This window comes from Pseudomonas viridiflava, assembly GCF_001642795.1.
Taxonomy (GTDB): Bacteria; Pseudomonadota; Gammaproteobacteria; order Pseudomonadales; family Pseudomonadaceae; genus Aquipseudomonas; species Aquipseudomonas viridiflava.
Genome location: NZ_LKEH01000025.1, coordinates 453,962 through 469,919, shown reverse-complemented (window position 1 = coordinate 469,919; position 15,958 = coordinate 453,962). Strand labels below are relative to the sequence as shown.

Genomic DNA, 15,958 nt, shown 5'->3' with positions numbered 1-15,958 from the left:
ACTATTCAGACTATCGACCAAAGCCATTGAAACCTGAGGATGCCCGCCCCATCTAAGAGCCATGTTCAACTTCTCAGGTGCCCCATGAGCGACCAGCAGACAGACTCGCCAGATTTGCCGAATGATGCAGCCGAGCACGACGTGTCGCTGAGTTCCGACAGCACCTCGCTTGCCCTTCCCGGCCAGAACCTGCCGGACAAGGTTTACATCATCCCGATCCATAACCGCCCGTTCTTCCCGGCTCAGGTCCTGCCGGTCATCGTCAATGAAGAGCCGTGGGCCGAGACTCTCGAGCTGGTCAGCAAGTCCGAGCATCACTCCCTGGCGCTGTTTTTCATGGACACGCCGCAGGAAGATCCGCGCCACTTCGATACCAATGCGCTGCCCGAGTATGGCACTTTGGTAAAAGTTCACCACGCCAGCCGTGAAAATGGACGTTTACAGTTTGTGGCGCAGGGCCTGAGCCGCGTGCGGATCCGCACCTGGCTCAAACATCATCGCCCGCCGTATCTGGTGGAGGTCGAGTACCCGCAGCAGCCGAACGAGCCGACCGATGAGGTCAAGGCCTACGGCATGGCCCTGATCAACGCGATCAAGGAACTGCTGCCGCTCAACCCGCTGTACAGCGAAGAGCTGAAAAATTATCTGAACCGCTTCAGTCCGAACGATCCTTCGCCGCTCACCGACTTTGCTGCGGCGCTGACCTCGGCGACAGGCGTTGAGCTGCAACAGGTACTCGACTGCGTGCCGATGCTCAAGCGCATGGAAAAAGTCCTGCCGATGCTGCGCAAGGAAGTTGAAGTTGCGCGGTTGCAGAAAGAAATCTCCGCCGAGGTCAATCGCAAGATTGGCGAACACCAGCGTCAGTTCTTTCTCAAGGAACAGCTCAAGGTCATCCAGCAGGAACTGGGCCTGAGCAAGGACGACCGCAGCGCCGATATCGAGCAGTTCGAGCAGCGTCTGGAAGGCAAGACCCTGACGCCTCAGGCACGCAAGAAGATCGACGAGGAAATCGGCAAGCTCAAGGTGCTGGAAACCGGCTCGCCGGAATACGCCGTGACCCGCAACTACCTGGACTGGGCCAGTTCTCTGCCGTGGGGCGTGTATGGCGCAGATAAACTGGACCTCAAGCATGCGCGCAAGGTGCTCGATCAGCACCACGCCGGACTGGATGACATCAAGGCCCGGATTCTCGAATTCCTTGCTGTTGGTGCTTACAAAGGCGAAATCAGTGGTTCGATCGTTCTGCTGGTCGGCCCGCCCGGTGTGGGCAAGACCAGCGTCGGACGCTCGATTGCCGAGTCGCTGGGGCGTCCGTTCTATCGCCTGAGCGTCGGCGGCATGCGCGACGAAGCGGAGATCAAGGGTCATCGTCGCACCTACATCGGCGCCCAGCCCGGCAAGCTGGTGCAGGCGCTCAAGGATGTAGAGGTGATGAACCCGGTCATCATGCTCGATGAAATCGACAAGATGGGTCAGAGCTATCAGGGCGACCCGGCGTCTGCCTTGCTGGAAACCCTGGACCCGGAACAGAACGTCGAATTCCTCGATCATTATCTGGACCTGCGTCTGGACCTGTCCAAGGTGCTGTTCGTCTGCACCGCCAACACCCTGGATTCGATCCCCGGCCCGTTGCTGGACCGGATGGAAGTGATTCGCCTGTCCGGCTACATCACCGAAGAAAAACTCGCCATCGCCAAACGCCATCTGTGGCCCAAGCAACTGGCCAAGGCCGGCGTTGCCAAGAACAAGCTGACCATCAGCGACAGCGCATTGCGCGCCGTGATCGAAGGCTATGCACGTGAGGCCGGTGTACGCCATCTGGAGAAACAGCTCGGCAAGCTGGTGCGCAAGGCGGTCGTCAAACTGCTGGACGCGCCCGATTCGATCATCAAGATCGGGCCGAAGGATCTGGAAGCGTCGCTGGGCATGCCGGTGTTCCGCAGCGAGCAGGTCTTGTCAGGCACAGGTGTCATCACCGGCCTGGCCTGGACCAGCATGGGCGGCGCTACGCTGCCGATCGAAGCAACGCGTATCCACACACTGAACCGCGGCTTCAAGCTGACCGGTCAGTTGGGTGACGTGATGAAAGAGTCGGCGGAAATTGCTTACAGCTACGTCAGTTCCAATCTGTCGAAGTTTGGCGGCGACGCGAAGTTCTTCGATGAAGCCTTCGTGCACTTGCACGTGCCGGAAGGTGCAACGCCGAAAGACGGGCCGAGCGCGGGCGTGACCATGGCCAGCGCCCTGCTGTCCCTGGCTCGCAACCAGCCGCCGAAAAAGGGCGTGGCCATGACGGGTGAACTGACCCTGACCGGGCATGTGCTGCCGATCGGTGGAGTTCGGGAGAAAGTCATCGCGGCGCGCCGTCAGAAGATCAACGAACTGATCCTGCCGGAGCCCAACCGTGGCAACTTCGAGGAATTGCCTGACTACCTGAAGGAAGGCCTGACCGTGCACTTCGCCAAACGCTTTGCCGACGTGGCGAAAGTGTTGTTCTAAGGCGTACAGCCTTCGCTCCGCGTCATGCCTCCAGGCGGACGCGGAGCGTCCTGAGCTGTGTTACCACGCTCTGCGCTCATCGTTATACCCAAGTCATCTGGCTATCCGGAGAGACAGCGGCACTGATGCGCTTTTGTACCGCGATGTCATAAACACCGCAGATCGCGACGTGGGTGAAGGCTGAGTCCTGGCGCTGATTCGGGGAGGCAATCGGCATGGATGCCGATTGAGCTGCACTGGGCCATGGATGGCCCATTTGCAGCGACCCCCGAATCAGTGTCAGGACGAAGGAACCCCGGCGAAGCCGGGGCCGGAACCGGAGCATGGGGGTTTGCCTACTTTGCCCCGTCAAAGTAGGTCGCCGAGGGGCGAAAAGGTGACTGGAGCCAAGCGTTCGGCTCACTGAATCCACAGCCTGTGCCATCTGTGACGCGGAGCGTCACGGGAGGCATGCCCACGCGGAGCGATGGGCACGATCAGTGTTGAGGCGGACCTGTGTATAACGATGAGCGCGGAGTGGGAACAATCGGACTGTATATGACATGGCGCATGGCTCTTGCGCGCATCGACACCTCCGGCTCCCCTCCAAAACCCTGATCGGTTATCCTCCAGCATCGTCTTGCAAAACCGGACCTTGCCATGACCCCTGCCCGTCTCGCTGTGCCCTTGAGCCTCGCCCTGTTGAGTGCCTGCGCACAAACCCCGAAAAACATCGTCTCCATCGACAGCCAGAGTGACTGTCCATTGAGCCTCAAGGCCGGACAGACGCTGATTCTGACCCTGCCCAGCAACCCCACGACCGGCTTTCGCTGGCTGACCCAGAACCCGGCACAGGACATCCTGCGCAGCCTGGGGCCTGAGGTGTATGCCAACGGCGGTAACAAGGAGATGATCGGCAGCGGCGGCGAATCGGTCTGGCGGTTCAAAGCCACGCAGGCTGGCAGCGGACGCCTGCTGATGGTCTATCAGCAACCCTGGGCACCGGAAGTACCAGCCGAGCAGACCTTCGATTGCTCGATCAAGGTGAACTGAGGCCTTTTCAACAGTCCGCGCGGCGGCTCATCCGGGAAGCTGCGCCAGACCATGCATCCCGGCGACAACTTGGCTAGAATGCCCGCCTTTCAAAGCCTTCGCCGGAATCGCCGTGAGCAAAGAACCCGACCGCCTATTCGCCCAGCCCCTGGCCCAGGTGCCTGACTTCGCCTTCAACGAAGACGTGGTGCGGGTGTTCCCGGACATGATCAAGCGCTCGGTGCCCGGTTACCCGACCATTGTCGAGAACCTTGGCGTGCTTGCGGCGCAGTTCGCCCAGCCTGATACCGTTCTTTACGACCTGGGCAGTTCGCTGGGAGCCGTCACTCAGGCCCTGCGCCGCCATGTGCGCAACGAAGGGTGCCGCGTCATCGCCATCGACAACTCGGCCGCCATGGTCGAACGCTGCCGCGAATACCTGAATGCCCAGAATTCGATGTTTCAGGAGCTGTTGCCGGTTGAGGTCATCGAGGGTGACATTCTGGCCCTGACGTTCCAGCCCGCCTCCGTGGTGGCCCTTAACTTCACGCTGCAATTCATCGCGCCCGAACAGCGTCTGGAGTTGTTGAGCCGTATCCGCCATTCGCTGGTGCCGGGCGGTGCCTTGATCCTCTCGGAAAAGCTGCGCTTCGATGATGATCAGGAGCACGCGCTGCTGACCGATCTGCACATCGCCTTCAAGCGCGCCAACGGCTACAGCGATCTGGAGATTGCCCAGAAGCGCAGCGCCATCGAGAACGTCATGAAACCCGACAGCCTCGAAGAACATCGCCAACGTCTGCTCGCCGCCGGTTTCTCCAAGGTGGTGCCGTGGTTCCAATGCCTTAACTTTGCCTCGTTGATTGCCCTGCCATGATTGATCTCGCTCCACTTGTCCGCCGTCTGGCACGTACTCCACTGGCCGAATGGGCCAACGGCCTGCAGGCCCAGCTCGATACCAAGATGACCAAAGGGCATGGCGACCTGCAGCGCTGGCAGAGTGCGCTGGACGCCCTGCCTGCACTGACGCCGAGCCGTGTCGAACTGACCGACAGCTTCACGCTGGAAACCGAATGCGACGGCGAGACACGCACTGTGCTGCGCAAAGCCTTGATGGGGCTTTCGCCGTGGCGCAAGGGGCCGTTCAACGTGTTCGGCGTGCACATCGATACCGAATGGCGCTCCGACTGGAAGTGGTCGCGGGTATCGCCGCATCTGGACCTGAAAGGCAAACGCGTGCTGGATGTCGGCTGCGGCAACGGCTATTACCAGTGGCGCATGCTCGGTGCCGGGGCTGACTGCGTGATTGGCGTTGATCCGAACTGGCTGTTCTTTTGCCAGTTCCAGGCCATGCAACGCTACCTGCCCGACCTGCCTGCCTGGCACCTGCCTTTCGCGCTGGAAGACCTGCCGGCCAATCTGGAAGGGTTCGATACGGTGTTTTCCATGGGCGTGCTGTACCACCGCAAATCGCCCATTGATCACCTGCTGGCGTTGAAAGACTGTCTGGTGAAAGGCGGCGAACTGGTCATGGAGACGCTGGTGATACCGGGCGACGTGCATCAGGTGCTGGTGCCCGAGGATCGCTACGCACAGATGCGCAACGTCTGGTTCCTGCCCTCCGTGCCCGCACTGGAACTGTGGATGCGCCGCGCAGGCTTTACCGACGTTCGCTGCGTCGACGTGAGCCATACAACGGTCGAGGAACAACGCAGCACTGAATGGATGCGTTTTCAGTCGCTGGGCGATTTCCTCGACCCGAACGACCCGACCAGAACCGTCGAAGGTCTGCCCGCGCCGATGCGGGCCGTGATCGTGGGGCGCAAGCCTTAGGCTTCAGCGCCGGATCAGACATCTGTAACCTGCGGCTGCTGAAGAAATACCCTTGTGGGTGGCGCCACANNNGGCAAGCCGCCTCCCACAAAAAAACGTTTCCATTCAGCAGATTACGTGTTGTTTGATAAGAGGCGGCTTGCTGCGCGACAGCGCTACATCGAAGACCTGGTGGGGCCTCCCTCAGCACGCATGGAGATTGGCGCTGCCTATCGCGCAGCCGCGACGATCAGTGCTTTCATTTCGGCCACCGCCGCCTTGAAGCCCACGAACAGCGCATGCGCTACCAGTGCATGGCCGATGTTCAGTTCGTTGATGCCCTTGATCGCGGCAATCGGTTCGACGTTGTGATAGTGCAGGCCGTGACCGGCGTTGACGATCAAACCCTGAGCCAGACCAAAGGTCACGCCATCAGCGACCCGTTGCAGCTCTTCCGCTACTTCGGCAGGAGTTTGCGCGTCGGCGTAGCGACCGGTGTGCAGCTCGATGGCGGGCGCACCGACACGCGCTGAAGCCGCAATCTGGCGCTCGTCAGCATCAATGAACAACGATACTTCACAGCCGATCTTCGACAGCCGCTCGACCGCTGCCTTGATGCGCGCTTCCTGACCCGCCACGTCCAGACCACCCTCGGTGGTCAATTCCTGACGCGTTTCCGGCACCAGACACACATGCGCCGGACGAATGCGCTCGGCAAACGCGAGCATCTCTTCGGTCACGCCCATTTCAAAGTTCATGCGAGTCTGCAACACGTCCTTGAGCAGCAGCACGTCGCGCTCCTGGATGTGGCGACGGTCTTCGCGCAGGTGAACCGTGATGCCATCGGCACCCGCCTCTTCCGCGTCCAGCGCGGCCTTGACCGGATCCGGGTAACGGGTGCCGCGTGCCTGGCGCAAAGTAGCCACGTGATCGATGTTCACGCCGAGAAGGATGCGGGTGCTTTGAGTCACGGGAGGTCTCCTGAAAGTTGATCGAAGCAGGCCGCAGAGCATAAAGCCTGATTACGGCTTGCGAAACAGTTCACGGCTGACTAATGGACGACCGCCCAGGTGAACGGCCAGTGCCTGACGCATCAGACGCTTGGCGGCAGACAACGCACCCGGCGCGCTCCAGTCGGCTTCGGCCATGGCCAGCAGCTCGACGCCTTGAAACAGACCGGGCTGCAACAGCCAGACCCGTTCCAGCCCGGCGTCGACCTGCAGGCGGTACATGCCGTCTGCGGCCAGAGGTTCACCGTTGATATCGGTATCCAGCGCAAAACCGTAGCCGAGATCGTCCAGCAGACGCCATTCGAATGAGCGAAGCAAGGGCTCGAGCGACCGTCCCTCGGCAAGGGCGATCAGCGTGGCGGCATAATGTTCGAACACGGCAGGATGCGGATCTTCGGCAGGCAGCAGACGAATCAGCAATTCATTGAGGTACATGCCACTGAACAGCGCCTCGCCCGTCATCCAGGTCGCGACACCGGCGCTTTCCATACGACCCACGTTCTTCAGCTCGCCGCGCCCGCGAAACTCGACTTCAAGCGGCACGAAGGGGCGTGCCAGCGAACCGGCCTTGCCCTTGGCGCTGCGCAGTACGGCACGCAAGCGGCCCTGAGGCGTGAGGAAATCGACCAACGCGCTGTTTTCACGGTACGCACGGCTGTGCAGCACAAAAGCAGGTTGGCCGGTTGGCGTGCTCATCGGGCGGGCTCGAAAAGGAAAATGTTCACCCGGCCGGTGGCCGGGTGAAAAGACAACCTAGAGGTCGCCGTAGCCCAGCGAGCGCAGTGCGCGCTCGTCGTCGGACCAGCCACCCTTGACCTTGACCCAGAGGTTGAGCATCACCTTGGAGTCGAACAGTAGCTCCATGTCGCGACGGGCATCGCTGCCGATGCGCTTGATACGCTCGCCCTTGTCGCCAATGATGATCTTCTTCTGACCGTCGCGTTCGACGAGGATCAGCGCATGGATGTGCAGGGTGCGACCCTGCTGCTTGAACTCTTCGATCTCGACGGTGATCTGGTACGGAAGCTCGGCACCCAGCTGGCGCATGATCTTCTCGCGAACCAGTTCAGCGGCCAGGAAGCGGCTGCTGCGGTCGGTGATCTGGTCTTCCGGGAAGAAGTGATCATTTTCCGGCAGGTGGGAGGCAATCAGGCCTTCCAGTGCTTCAAGGTTGTGACCGTGCTGCGCAGAGATAGGCACAATGGACGCATTCGGCAACTGGCCTTGCAGCCATTCCAGATGCGGCATCAGATCGCTCTTGTCTTCGATGCGGTCGGTCTTGTTGATCGCCAGAATGACCGGACCCTGAACGTATTGAACACGCTCCAGCACCATCTGGTCTTCGTCGGTCCAGCGCGTACGGTCGACAACGAAGATCACCACATCGACGTCTTTCAACGCAGCCGAAGCGGTCTTGTTCATGTAGCGGTTCAGTGCTTTCTCGCCGTTCTTGTGCATGCCCGGGGTATCGACGTAGATCGCCTGCACGGCGCCCTCGGTCTTGATGCCCAGCATGTTGTGACGGGTGGTCTGCGGCTTGCGCGAAGTGATCGCCAGCTTCTGACCCAGAATATGATTGAGCAGCGTGGACTTGCCTACGTTAGGGCGGCCGACGATGGCAACATAGCCACAGCGTGTTGCAGTTGTATCAGTCATGACCGTTCTCCACGCCAAGGGCAATGAGTGCTGCAGCTGCGGCTACCTGTTCGGCAATCCGGCGGCTTACACCCTGACCTCGACTCTTTTCATTCAATAAGGTGATTTCGCATTCGACGAAGAACGTCCGGCAATGCGGCTCACCCTGGATGTCCACCACTTCGTAACGTGGCAGATCACAGGCCCGTGACTGCAGAAATTCCTGCAGACGGGTTTTCGGGTCCTTGTTGGTGTCTACCAGCGTCAGGCTGTCGAACTCGGTCGTCAACCACGCCAGTACGCGCTCACGCGCAGCGTCCATGCCTGCATCGAGATAGATAGCACCGATCAGCGCTTCGAGAGCATCGGCCAGAATCGATTCACGACGGAATCCGCCGCTCTTCAATTCACCGGATCCCAGACGCAGGTACTCACCCAGATCAAAACCGCGTGCCAGCAACGCCAGCGTCTCGCCTTTCACCAGCCGTGCACGCAGACGCGACAGCTGACCTTCGCGGGCCTGCGGAAAACGCTCGAACAGCGCCTCACCGGCCACGAAGTTGAGAATGGCGTCACCGAGGAATTCCAGACGCTCGTTGTTGCGACCGGCAAAACTGCGGTGGGTCAGGGCCAGGACCATCAGTTCCTGATCCTTGAAGGTGTAGCCGAGCTGACGCTCAAGGCGGCTCAAGGATACGCTCACGGTCTGCCCACGCTCAGTTGCTTGTCGAACTTGATGACCACGTCGATGTTCTGGATCAATGGCTCACGCTGTTCATAGTTCAAATGGGCGTTGAACGTATTGTTCTCCACCGTTACTTTTAAAGCCTTGTTCAAATCTATATCCCGGATGCTGTTGAGCTGCATGCTCTTTTCGACATAACTGTAAAATTCGCTGACCGTGGTGATATCCAGGCCTTTGTTGGTCTCGACCGCTTCGATGATTTTCGTCATCGACATGTAGTCGAGATAATGGGGAACGATCTTCATCGCCGTGCTCACCGCAAATGCGACGAGCGCCAGCGCCAGCAACCATCCGACCCACGACATACCTTTTTGAGAAGCAGGGAACGTCATGTTCACTGTTGACCCTCCTGGGTGCGCTGCCAGCGGCAGGCCAAAACGTTCCCAAATGACATACGGCGCTGCTCAGGCAGCGCCGCATGGATTATTTGATCAGACCTACCCGTGAAAAATTGGGGAAGTGACTCAGTTTCGGCTCGGGCCAGCTCATCCAGACAGCAAACGCCTTGCCGACGATGTTCTTGTCCGGAACCATGCCCAGCTCGTCCTTGGGAATGTTGGGGTCATCCCAGTAACGGCTGTCGTTGGAGTTGTCCCGGTTGTCGCCCATCATGAAGTAATGCGCGGCAGGCACGGTCCACTCGGTGTCAGGCGGCGCACGGTAGCGGCTCATCTCCTGACGGATCTGGTGCTCGACGGTGCCCAGTTGCTCTTCGTACAGTTCGGCACTGCCCAGTGTTCCGGGCTCGGTGCCGATCAGTTTCTTGGCAACCAGTTCGCCGTTCACGAACAAACGCTTGTCACTGGTGTAACGAATGCGGTCGCCCGGCAAGCCGATGACACGCTTGATGTAGTTGACGCTCGGGTCGCTCGGATAGCGAAAGACCATCACATCGCCACGCTGCGGATCACCGATCTGAATCACCTTCTGGTCCAGCACGGGCAAACGAATGCCGTAGGAGAACTTGTTGACCAGAATGAAATCACCCACGTCCAGTGTCGGCTTCATGGAGCCCGACGGAATCTGGAAGGGTTCGACTAGAAACGAGCGCAGGACCAGGACGATGAACAGGACCGGGAAGAACGACTTGCCGTATTCAACCAGCAAGGGTTCCTTGTCCAGTCGCTCGACGACAGCAATGTCAGGTTCTGCGACGCTGCCCTGATAATTGGCGATGGCCACCCGGCGACGAGGCGCCAGGAACACCAGGTCAATCAGTGCAAGCACGCCACAGACGAAGACAGCGATGACCAACAACAGCGGGAAATTTAGTGACATAGGACCTGACTATTCCAACCTGAGCACTGCAAGGAAAGCTTCCTGTGGAATCTCCACGTTGCCGACCTGCTTCATGCGTTTCTTACCGGCCTTCTGCTTCTCGAGCAATTTGCGTTTACGGCTCACGTCGCCGCCATAACACTTGGCCAGTACGTTCTTTCTGAGCGCCTTGACGGTTGTCCGGGCCACGATCTGACCGCCAATGGCGGCCTGAATTGCCACGTCGAACATCTGCCGCGGGATCAGTTCTTTCATCTTCTCGGTCAACGCGCGCCCTTTGTAGTGCGCGTTGTCACGGTGAACGATCAGCGCCAGGGCATCGACCTTCTCGCCGTTGATCAGTACATCGAGCTTGACCAGATTGGCCGACTGATAACGGTCGAAATGATAATCCAGCGAAGCATAACCGCGGCTGACTGACTTCAAACGATCGAAGAAGTCCAGAACCACTTCGTTCATCGGCAGATCGTAGCTGACCTGAACCTGCGTTCCGAGGAACAGCATGTCGTGCTGCACGCCACGTTTTTCGATACACAGCGTGATGACGTTGCCCAGGTGCTCCTGAGGCACAAGAATATTTGCCCGAACGATAGGTTCGCGCATGTCTTCGATGGCTGAAAGGTCTGGTAATTTGGACGGGTTGTCGACGTAAATCGTTTCACCGGTCTTAAGCAGCAGCTCGAAGATAACGGTTGGCGCCGTGGTGATCAGGTCCAGGTTGTATTCGCGTTCCAGACGTTCCTGGATGATCTCCATGTGGAGCATGCCCAGGAAGCCGCAGCGGAAGCCGAAGCCCAGCGCGTCCGAGCTTTCCGGCAGGTATTGCAGCGAAGAATCGTTGAGCGTCAGTTTCTGCAACGCTTCGCGGAAGTCTTCGAAATCATCGGAGCTGACCGGGAACAGACCGGCGTACACCTGCGGCTGGATACGTTTGAAGCCCGGCAATACGTCCACATCGGGCGTGGTGCTGAGTGTCAGGGTGTCACCGACCGGCGCACCATGAATATCCTTGATGCCGGCGATGATGAAGCCCACTTCGCCCGCTTTCAGATCGACCGTTGCGGTGTGCTTGGGGTTGAATACTCCGACGCTGTCGACCAGGTGCATCTTGCCGGTGGACTTGACGAGAATCTTGTCGCCTTTCCTGACCCGGCCATGGCGTACACGCACCAGGGACACGACGCCCAGGTAGTTGTCGAACCAGGAGTCGATGATCAACGCTTGCAGCGGGTCTTCGATATTGCCGGTCGGTGCCGGAATGGTCGTGACCAGGCGCTCGAGCACTTCATCAACGCCCATGCCGCTCTTGGCACTGCAGGCCACGGCGTCGGTGGCATCGATGCCGATGATCTTCTCGATTTCTTCCTTGACGCGGTCCGGATCGGCCTGCGGCAAGTCCATCTTGTTCAGTACCGGCATGACCTCGAGGCCCTGCTCGATAGCGGTGTAGCAGTTGGCAACCGACTGTGCCTCGACGCCCTGACCCGCATCGACGACCAGCAAAGCGCCTTCACAGGCCGCCAGCGAACGGCTGACCTCATAGGTGAAGTCCACGTGACCGGGCGTGTCAATGAAGTTCAGCTGGTAGGTAATACCGTCTTTGGCCTTGTAGTACAGGGTTACGCTGTGGGCCTTGATGGTGATCCCGCGCTCGCGCTCAAGATCCATGGAGTCGAGCACCTGCGCTTCCATTTCGCGCTCGGACAGGCCACCGCACATTTGAATGAAGCGGTCGGCCAGCGTCGACTTGCCATGGTCAATGTGGGCGATGATGGAGAAATTGCGGATATGACTCAAATCACTCACGGATCAACACTCAAAAAGGTTGCAGGCAGATTGCCCGCCGAAAAATAGCCGGGAATTGTACCTGATGGATGCCCGAGGCGTCACGCTTGCAGGTAGACCGATCGGTTTCAGGCCTGATCCCAGACATGAAAAAGGGCGACCGTGGCCGCCCTTCCTCATCAGACCTGACTGTTATTCGTCCAGTTTGAACGTAATGAACGTCGCGCGGCCCTGACGCAGAACACGCATCGAGACCGATCGATCCTTCGGCAGGCTTTTCGCCACGTCGGTGAACTGCTTGGCCGAGGTGATCGCCTGATTGTTCAGGTGGGTGATCACATCACCGGCCTGCAGACCGATCAGCGAAGCCGGACCACCGGTCACTTCCTTGATCGCCACGCCGCCTTTCAGGTCCAGGCTTTTCTTCTGCTCGGCGGTCAGTTCGATCACCGAAACACCCAGACGATTGCTGCTGCGCTCGGCACCGGCACCCGGTACGCCGCCCATCTCCTGGCCTTCGTCCGGCAGTGCGCCGACGGTGACCGTGACATTCTGACGCTTGCCGTCGCGAATCACTTCAAGCTCGGCCTTGCTGCCGTCCTTGAGGTTGCCGATCAGGTGCGGCAGGTCGGCCGACATGATGATCGGCTGGCCGTTGGCGCTCAGAATCACGTCACCCACCTGCAGACCGCCCTTGGCAGCCGGACCGTCTTCAAGCACCTGCGCAACCAGTGCACCGGCAGGCTTGTCCAAGCCGAAGGACTCAGCCAGATCCTTGTTCACTTCCTGAATCACGACGCCCAGCCAGCCGCGGCTGACCTTGCCGCTGGCCTTCAGCTGATTGGCTACGTCCATGGCGACGTCGATCGGAATCGCGAACGACAGGCCCATGAAGCCGCCCGAGCGGGTGAAAATCTGCGAGTTGATACCCACGACTTCACCGGCCATGTTGAACAGCGGACCACCGGAGTTGCCAGGGTTGATCGCCACGTCCGTCTGGATGAACGGCACGTAGGTGTCATTCGGCAGGCTGCGGCCCTTGGCGCTGACAATACCCTTGGTCACCGAATGGTCGAAGCCGAACGGCGAACCGATCGCCAGTACCCACTCACCGACCTTGAGCTTGTTGGAGTTACCCAGCTTGGCAGTTGGCAGGTCCTTACCTTCGATTTTCAGAACAGCCACGTCAGTGCGCGGATCGGTACCGACCAGCTTGGCTTTCAGCTCGCTGCGGTCGGAGAGGCGCACGAGAATTTCGTCGGCGCCGTCGATCACGTGATTGTTGGTCAGCACATAGCCATCGGGCGAGATGATGAAGCCCGAGCCCAGCGACTGGGCCTCGCGCTGGCGATCACCCTTGCCTGGCGGACGGGTTCCCGGCGGCATGCTGCGCTCGAGAAACTCGCGCAGCATCGGTGGCAGACCTTCGAGGTCTGGCACTTGCTGATTGGCGATGGCCCGGTCAGGCAGCTTCTGCCGGGTACTGATGTTCACCACCGCCGGCGATGCCTGCTCCACCAGCCCGGTGAAGTCCGGCAGGTTCTCGGCCTGTACGGCAGCGACCTGCCCGAGCATCAGCACGGCGGCAATGAGGGATAGATAAGATTTCATGCGTGGTATCGACATACGGCTCCCATTCACAACGAGCAAAGTTAAGCAGTACAAGGTCAGCTGACTCAGAGACCCGGCACCGTGCGGTGCCCTCCCCTGACGCTTTTTTAAGGCCCACAAACGACAAAGGCCAGAGCTGCGAGGCTGTGACCTATAGAAAAAAACGAGATGTTTTGCAACCTGCAAACCTCACCAAACATTTCAGCGTCTCAGCACAGGGCCAGGTTGACTGCAGTCTGGCAGTTCGTTGGACCCAAGATGAAATAATTTACATCTTGGGCGCTCGCCACAGTTTCGAACTACTTTTTCGCTTGGGTTTCGGTACCACGAATGGACAGCGCAATGCGCTCTGCAGTGCCCAACGGTATCTCTCCGACTACGGTGACCATGGTGTCGCCCTGAGGCGTGGTCAGGCGTCGGGATACTGCAACGGTAGGACCCAGCTGAGTACGAATGTCGGACGATGCATTACCGCTCACGGGCTCGATAAACACCGAAAACCGTGCCAGACCATCGCCATACATCAGGCTGGTCACTGGCGAATGCGAATCGTGCTCCTTGCGCACGCCACTGCTGCTGAGCTCAAAGCCAGGCGGCAACCAGTCCGAACGCCAGGCGACCGGAGTGACCTGCGCCTTGGACTTGGCCTTCGCAGCCACTACCGGCTTGCAATCGGCACTGACCTGAAGCATCTGATCAGTCGGTGCGGTGGCGGTTTCCAGGTCGGTGAACTGGAAACGCTCGAGCAGCTGCCCTTTGTCGCTCAACAACAGCGACTTCAACGCAAGGCCCGTCTCGTTATCGATATGCAACTCCATACCGTAACGATGCTGATCCTTCGGCGTCACTGCCACAATAGTAGTCGCACGCCCAGCCACTCGCGACTTGCCGACGACTTTCATGTCGTACCAGTCGGAGAGTTTCTTGACGTCGAAATTTCGAGAGGAGGAGCCGGCGCTGGTGACGCCTGCTTCCAGAGTGCCACTGACGCACTGGGTAAGCCCGTCAATACGTGACACTTCAAGAGCAGAGCCATCAAGCTGCAACAAGCGCTCACTGACCTTGCCGTCCGCTACGCGGTGCCAGATCCGGTGGGTAGAGAAACTACCGTTGCGCTCGTAAACAAAAGTACCTTGATAGCTTTGCTGCTGATCAACCTGCCCAAGACGCTTGAGCATGTCTTGGGCGTCATCGGCATGCACTGGGAGGGCAAGCCATCCACCAAGCAACAACGGCAGTAGAGGGACGACTCGCATGTTCCTCCTTAACGGTTTTCCAGGCTGGCGGCACGAGCGTAAGGCAGCGCGCTTTCAGTACCCTTCAGTGCAGCTTCCTGAGCGTGCTGGCGCAGGTAGCCTGGCAGACGCTTGTCGCCTTCACCGGCCTGACCTTGCAACACACCGTTGGCCATCGGGCCTGGTGCCTGTTCGGCGCTCTCGGTATAACCCGCCAGTACCGCCGGGCCCTTGACCTGTGGAACGGTCAGGTTGGCAGGCTGCTGGGTCTGCTGTGCCAGCTGCGTACCGGTGATTTCGTCCTGGTTGTACAGGCGAACACCAGCCAGAACAGCGACGGTTACCGAAGCGGCCACGGCCAGACGACCCAGCGAGCGCCACGGACCGCGGGCTGCTTTCAGGGGGCTGACTTCATCGGCAATCGCAGCGGACACAGCCGCCGAGATATCCAGATGAGGCATCAACAGTTCCTTGTGCATCGCTGCACGGGCAATCTGATAACGCGACCATGTGGCACGTGTATCTGCATCGTCAATGGCATTCAATACCCGACGCAATTCCAATTCGTCCGCTTCATTATCCATCACTGCGGACAGCGATTCCTGCAGGGCTTCACGACTCATGGCGGGTTCCTCTCTTGGGCTATCGCCGCTGTCTCAGGATTCCTGCAACAACGGCTGCAGGGCTTTATCGATGGCTTCCCGAGCGCGAAAGATGCGAGAGCGCACGGTACCAACAGGACATTGCATGACGCTCGCAATGTCTTCGTAACTCAGACCATCGAATTCACGTAAAGTTAGTGCAGTACGCAAATCCTCCGGGAGAAGCTGGATGGTCCGATGGACAGTGCCCTCGATCTCATCCCTCAACAATGCACGCTCCGGCGACTCGATGTCCTTGAGGCCATGATCGCCATCGTAGAACTCCGCGTCCTCAGACCTTACATCGCTATCAGGCGGTCGCCGACCTCGCGACACCAGATAGTTTTTCGCCGTGTTGATGGCGATGCGGTACAGCCACGTGTAAAACGCACTGTCACCGCGGAAATTTCCGAGTGCGCGGTAAGCCTTGATAAAAGCTTCCTGCGCAACATCCTGAGCCTCATGGGTGTCGTGCACGAAACGCACGATCAACCCTAGAATCTTGTGCTGATACTTCAGCACCAACAGATCAAATGCCCGCGTGTCACCGCGCTGTACGCGCTCGACAAGCTGCTGATCCTCTTCCTGGGTTAGCATGAACACTCCTCATTGAGCTTAAAGGAGCGTTGCAACTGATATTGTTCAGGCTCGCAAACATAGACTCGGGCTTTTCGCAAAAGTTCTCCCCCTTCA

At 59.2% G+C, this 15,958-nt stretch carries 15 protein-coding genes; 4 read left to right on the top strand and 11 right to left on the bottom strand.

The features are described from left to right. Positions 1 to 84: 84 nt before the first annotated feature. The 4 genes from lon (at position 85) to cmoB (ending at position 5,346) form a co-directional block, all read left to right on the top strand. Complete coding sequence (lon, locus tag AO065_RS12800) at positions 85 to 2,502, top strand: endopeptidase La (protein ID WP_004881807.1); 2,418 nt, start codon at positions 85 to 87, stop codon at positions 2,500 to 2,502. 639 nt (positions 2,503 to 3,141) lie between these two features. Continuing rightward, positions 3,142 to 3,534: a protease inhibitor I42 family protein gene (locus AO065_RS12795; RefSeq protein WP_004881798.1), complete on the top strand. Its 393-nt coding sequence runs from the start codon at positions 3,142 to 3,144 to the stop codon at positions 3,532 to 3,534. Between the two features lie 112 nt (positions 3,535 to 3,646). Then, positions 3,647 to 4,390: a carboxy-S-adenosyl-L-methionine synthase CmoA gene (gene cmoA / locus AO065_RS12790; protein WP_004881795.1), complete on the top strand. Its 744-nt coding sequence runs from the start codon at positions 3,647 to 3,649 to the stop codon at positions 4,388 to 4,390. Further along, complete coding sequence (gene cmoB, locus AO065_RS12785) at positions 4,387 to 5,346, top strand: tRNA 5-methoxyuridine(34)/uridine 5-oxyacetic acid(34) synthase CmoB (protein ID WP_004881794.1); 960 nt, start codon at positions 4,387 to 4,389, stop codon at positions 5,344 to 5,346. The genes cmoA and cmoB overlap by 4 nt, the downstream gene beginning before the upstream one ends. 209 nt (positions 5,347 to 5,555) lie before the next feature. Here cmoB and pdxJ read toward each other — a convergent pair whose 3' ends face one another. From pdxJ to rpoE, 11 genes are all read right to left on the bottom strand, one after another. Continuing rightward, the gene (gene pdxJ / locus AO065_RS12780; protein ID WP_004881781.1) at positions 5,556 to 6,296 is read right to left on the bottom strand and encodes a pyridoxine 5'-phosphate synthase; all 741 of its coding nucleotides are present in this window, start codon (positions 6,294 to 6,296) and stop codon (positions 5,556 to 5,558) included. 51 nt (positions 6,297 to 6,347) lie between these two features. Then, a complete protein-coding gene (recO, locus tag AO065_RS12775) occupies positions 6,348 to 7,031 on the bottom strand; it encodes a DNA repair protein RecO (protein WP_004881779.1) in 684 nt (227 codons plus the stop codon). Positions 7,032 to 7,088: 57 nt separating this feature from the next. Further along, positions 7,089 to 7,991 carry a GTPase Era gene (gene era, locus AO065_RS12770; protein WP_004881778.1) on the bottom strand — a complete coding sequence of 301 codons (903 nt, stop codon included), beginning with the start codon at positions 7,989 to 7,991 and terminating at the stop codon, positions 7,089 to 7,091. Continuing rightward, complete coding sequence (gene rnc / locus AO065_RS12765; RefSeq protein ID WP_004881776.1) at positions 7,984 to 8,673, bottom strand: ribonuclease III; 690 nt, start codon at positions 8,671 to 8,673, stop codon at positions 7,984 to 7,986. Before rnc ends, era begins: the two co-directional genes overlap by 8 nt. After that, positions 8,670 to 9,047: a DUF4845 domain-containing protein gene (locus tag AO065_RS12760; RefSeq protein WP_004881774.1), complete on the bottom strand. Its 378-nt coding sequence runs from the start codon at positions 9,045 to 9,047 to the stop codon at positions 8,670 to 8,672. The genes rnc and AO065_RS12760 overlap by 4 nt, the downstream gene beginning before the upstream one ends. Positions 9,048 to 9,138: 91 nt before the next feature. After that, positions 9,139 to 9,993, bottom strand: a complete 855-nt coding sequence (gene lepB / locus AO065_RS12755) for a signal peptidase I (RefSeq protein WP_004881773.1) — start codon at positions 9,991 to 9,993, stop codon at positions 9,139 to 9,141. A gap of 9 nt (positions 9,994 to 10,002) precedes the next feature. After that, positions 10,003 to 11,799, bottom strand: a complete 1,797-nt coding sequence (gene lepA / locus AO065_RS12750) for a translation elongation factor 4 (RefSeq protein WP_025996854.1) — start codon at positions 11,797 to 11,799, stop codon at positions 10,003 to 10,005. Positions 11,800 to 11,970: 171 nt separating this feature from the next. Then, a complete protein-coding gene (locus tag AO065_RS12745) occupies positions 11,971 to 13,353 on the bottom strand; it encodes a DegQ family serine endoprotease (RefSeq protein WP_370454419.1) in 1,383 nt (460 codons plus the stop codon). Between the two features lie 335 nt (positions 13,354 to 13,688). After that, on the bottom strand, positions 13,689 to 14,645 hold the full coding sequence (locus AO065_RS12740) for a MucB/RseB C-terminal domain-containing protein (protein ID WP_032650820.1): 957 nt from the start codon (positions 14,643 to 14,645) through the stop codon (positions 13,689 to 13,691). An 8-nt stretch (positions 14,646 to 14,653) separates the two neighbouring features. Then, a complete protein-coding gene (locus AO065_RS12735; RefSeq protein WP_004881766.1) occupies positions 14,654 to 15,247 on the bottom strand; it encodes an anti sigma-E factor RseA C-terminal domain-containing protein in 594 nt (197 codons plus the stop codon). Positions 15,248 to 15,280: 33 nt separating this feature from the next. Beyond that, entirely contained in the window at positions 15,281 to 15,862 is a 582-nt protein-coding gene (gene rpoE, locus AO065_RS12730; RefSeq protein WP_002554912.1) for an RNA polymerase sigma factor RpoE/AlgU, read from the bottom strand. Positions 15,863 to 15,958: the final 96 nt, after the last annotated feature.

Coding starts and splice junctions, on each gene's coding strand:
- lon (WP_004881807.1), top strand. CDS start 85: ATGAGCGACCAGCAGACAGACTCGCCAGATTTGCCGAATGATGCAGCC.
- AO065_RS12795 (WP_004881798.1), top strand. CDS start 3,142: ATGACCCCTGCCCGTCTCGCTGTGCCCTTGAGCCTCGCCCTGTTGAGT.
- cmoB (WP_004881794.1), top strand. CDS start 4,387: ATGATTGATCTCGCTCCACTTGTCCGCCGTCTGGCACGTACTCCACTG.
- recO (WP_004881779.1), bottom strand. CDS start 7,031: ATGAGCACGCCAACCGGCCAACCTGCTTTTGTGCTGCACAGCCGTGCG.
- era (WP_004881778.1), bottom strand. CDS start 7,991: ATGACTGATACAACTGCAACACGCTGTGGCTATGTTGCCATCGTCGGC.
- AO065_RS12760 (WP_004881774.1), bottom strand. CDS start 9,047: ATGACGTTCCCTGCTTCTCAAAAAGGTATGTCGTGGGTCGGATGGTTG.
- lepB (WP_004881773.1), bottom strand. CDS start 9,993: ATGTCACTAAATTTCCCGCTGTTGTTGGTCATCGCTGTCTTCGTCTGT.
- AO065_RS12745 (WP_370454419.1), bottom strand. CDS start 13,353: ATGCTCGGGCAGGTCGCTGCCGTACAGGCCGAGAACCTGCCGGACTTC.
- AO065_RS12740 (WP_032650820.1), bottom strand. CDS start 14,645: ATGCGAGTCGTCCCTCTACTGCCGTTGTTGCTTGGTGGATGGCTTGCC.
- AO065_RS12735 (WP_004881766.1), bottom strand. CDS start 15,247: ATGAGTCGTGAAGCCCTGCAGGAATCGCTGTCCGCAGTGATGGATAAT.
- rpoE (WP_002554912.1), bottom strand. CDS start 15,862: ATGCTAACCCAGGAAGAGGATCAGCAGCTTGTCGAGCGCGTACAGCGC.